General features: G+C 69.3%; 2 protein-coding genes. One reads left to right on the plus strand and one right to left on the minus strand.

Annotation, left to right across the window (positions count from 1 at the left end):
- Positions 1 to 38 precede the first annotated feature (38 nt).
- On the minus strand, positions 39 to 287 hold the full coding sequence (locus MJ785_RS21390; protein WP_239382639.1) for an SHOCT domain-containing protein: 249 nt from the start codon (positions 285 to 287) through the stop codon (positions 39 to 41).
- 241 nt (positions 288 to 528) lie between these two features.
- On the opposite strand from MJ785_RS21390, the gene MJ785_RS21395 reads away from it, so the two are divergent.
- Positions 529 to 2,691, plus strand: coding sequence for a copper-translocating P-type ATPase (locus MJ785_RS21395; RefSeq protein ID WP_239382641.1), 2,163 nt, complete (start codon positions 529 to 531; stop codon positions 2,689 to 2,691).
- Positions 2,692 to 3,004 lie beyond the last annotated feature (313 nt).

Below are 3,004 nucleotides of genomic sequence, written 5' to 3' on the forward strand. Positions count from 1 at the left end.
CCCTATCCTCGGGCGCTCTTATCCCCACATACCCAGCTTCACCAGCCCGCGCGCAGCAGCTCAGACCGCCGTTTGTACTCGTCCTCGTCAATCTCCCCGCGGGCGAACCGCTCAGCCAGCACATTCTCGGCATCGGCCCGATCGCCGCCAGCGTCCGAACGGCCAGTCGGGCGCCCGCCACCCAGGTAGCGAACGAGCACGACGACGCCCGCAATGACCAGGCTCCAGAACAGGACCATCATCACGGACATCGCGAGCCAGGCACCCCAGCCCCAGCCCCACATCATCGCTGTCATCCTCCCGAGCGAAGGCGCGCCCAGCCCTGGCGCGGTCGTCCACCTCCTCTGCAAGCATCCCCGTTTCCGCACCTCTGAATCCGAGCTGCACGGATCAGCCCGGTCGGGATAACAGGCCCTTGCCGGCGGTGTCGGTCCCGGCACTCCCACGGGGCAGGAATGCTGACATCAGCTCAGAGCGACCAGCAACAACGGAACTCACCCGAAGCGGCCGCAGCGAAGGAGCCGAACCATGGCGCAGCAGCGTGATGTCTCCGCCTCCCACGGGGTCCCTGCCGGCCGCGAGGCGATCGATGCGGGAGAGGGCCCGGTGACCGCGGTTCTCCCATCCGGCACATCCGGCACATCTGGCGGGCATGCGGGGATGTCGATGGCGGCGATGGTCGCTGACATGCGCAATCGTTTCCTGGTCGCGGCGCTCTTCTCGATCCCGATCCTGCTGTGGTCGGCGATCGGCCGCGACGTCCTGGGCTTCGACGTGGCCGCGCCGTTCGGGTTGCGCGACGACGTGTTCCAGCTGATCCTCAGCCTCCCGGTGATCTTCTGGGCGTCGTGGATCTTCTTCGACGGGGCGATACGGGCGCTGCGCGCCCGGACGCTGGACATGATGGTTCTGGTCGCGGTCGCCATCGGCACCGGCTGGACCTACTCCCTCGTCGTCACGCTCACCGGCGGCGGGGACGTCTTCTACGAAGCGGCCACCGTGCTCGCCGCGTTCGTGCTGCTGGGGCACTGGTTCGAGATGCGCGCCCGCGGCGGAGCCACCGACGCGATCCGCGCCCTGCTCCAGCTCGTGCCGGAGAAGGCGCTGGTGGTGCGGGACGGCGAACCGGTCGAGGTACCGACCGCCGAGGTCGCCGTCGGTGACCTGCTGCTCGTCCGCCCCGGAGGCAAGATCGCAGTCGACGGGATGGTCGAGGCGGGCGAGTCCGACCTCGACGAGTCGATGGTGACCGGCGAGAGCCTGCCGGTGCACAAGACCGTCGGCACGCAGGTGATCGGCGCGACCATCAACACCACCGGCACCCTGCGGGTCCGGGCCACCAAGGTCGGGGCGGACACGGCACTGGCACAGATCGTCGCGCTCGTTCAGGAGGCGCGGAACAGCAAGGCGCCCGGTCAGCGACTGGCCGACCGGGCGGCGTTCTGGCTGGTGCTCGTCGCGCTGCTGGGCGGGCTCGGCACACTGCTCGTCTGGCTGCTGGGAACCGGCCGTCCCGCGACCGAGGCAATCCTGTTCGCGATCACGGTGGTCGTCATCACCTGCCCGGACGCGTTGGGGCTCGCCACCCCGACGGCGATCATGGTGGGGACCGGTCTCGGTGCGAAACGCGGCATCCTGTTCAAGAACGCGACCGCGTTGGAGACCTCGGCCCGGATCGACGCGGTCGTCCTGGACAAGACCGGCACCCTGACCAAGGGCGAACCGGAGGTGACCGAGATCCTCACGGACGGCAGCGTCGACGGTCTGGACGAGGAGGAGCTGCTTCGGCTGGTCGCCGCGGTCGAACGGGAGTCCGAGCATCCACTCGCCGCAGCGATCATCCGTCATGCCGACACACGTGAGGTACCGGTGGCCCGCGCGGAGGCGTTCACGAGCCACCCTGGACGCGGGGCGGCCGCCACCGTCGACGGACGGCACGTGATGGTCGGCAACCGCCGACTGATCGAACAGGAAGGAGTCCCACATGATGATCTTAACGCTCAGTGGGACGCACTGCCGGCGGGCGGCCGGACCCCAGTAGGTGTCGCGGTCGACGGCCAGCTGGCCGGGATCATCGGCATCGCTGACACGCCGCGGCCGACAGCTGCCGCCGCGGTGCGAGCACTGCACGATGCCGGCGTCGAGGTAATCATGCTCACCGGCGACAACCAGGCCACCGCCGAGCGGATCGCCGACGAGCTCAACATCGACACGGTCATCGCCGAGGTCCTGCCCGGCGACAAGGCCACAAAGATCGCCGAGCTACAGCGCGACAGCCGTCGGACCGCCATGGTCGGCGACGGCGTCAACGACGCTCCGGCGCTGGCCCAGGCCGACCTCGGCATCGCCATCGGTGCCGGCACCGACGTGGCGATCGAGACCGCCGACGTGGTACTGATGCGTTCCGACCCCCTCGACGTACCAGCCGCACTGCTCATCGGCCGCGCCACGCTCCACAAGATGCGCCAGAACCTCGGCTGGGCCGTCGGCTACAACACCATCGCCCTACCGATCGCCGCAGGGGCCTTCGAACCCGCCTTCGGCCTGGTACTACGCCCCGAGATCGCGGCCCTGGCCATGTCCGGATCCAGTTTCCTGGTCGCCGCCAACGCACTCCTGCTCAATCGGCTGCAGCTACCACCCGCCCTCGCCACATCACCGGAAGGACCAACGACGCCGGACGTCTGGTAAGAGCGCCCGGCAATAGGGGCGTGGATCAAGGAGCGGGGCTGGGGCGCGTGCATCGCAAGGCGGCGGAGGGAGCCACCCTGGTCCGTGGGGTGTCGACCGACAAGCCGGGGTACCCGTGCATCGCGCAGCGATGGACGGGGAGCGATGCGGCGAGGTGCGTGCCCCAGCCCCGCGACGCCGCGTCCCCTCTTGCCGGTCGCTCTAAGAAGCGTGGTGGACGCCGGTCCCGGTGAAGGCGTTCGGCCTCAATACCGGCGGCCACCGACGGACGAGCGCGCAGCGGGGAGTCCGGCCGACGACACCTCATCAAACA

The organism is Protofrankia sp. CiT1, assembly GCF_917627335.1.
Taxonomy (GTDB): domain Bacteria; phylum Actinomycetota; class Actinomycetes; order Frankiales; family Frankiaceae; genus Protofrankia.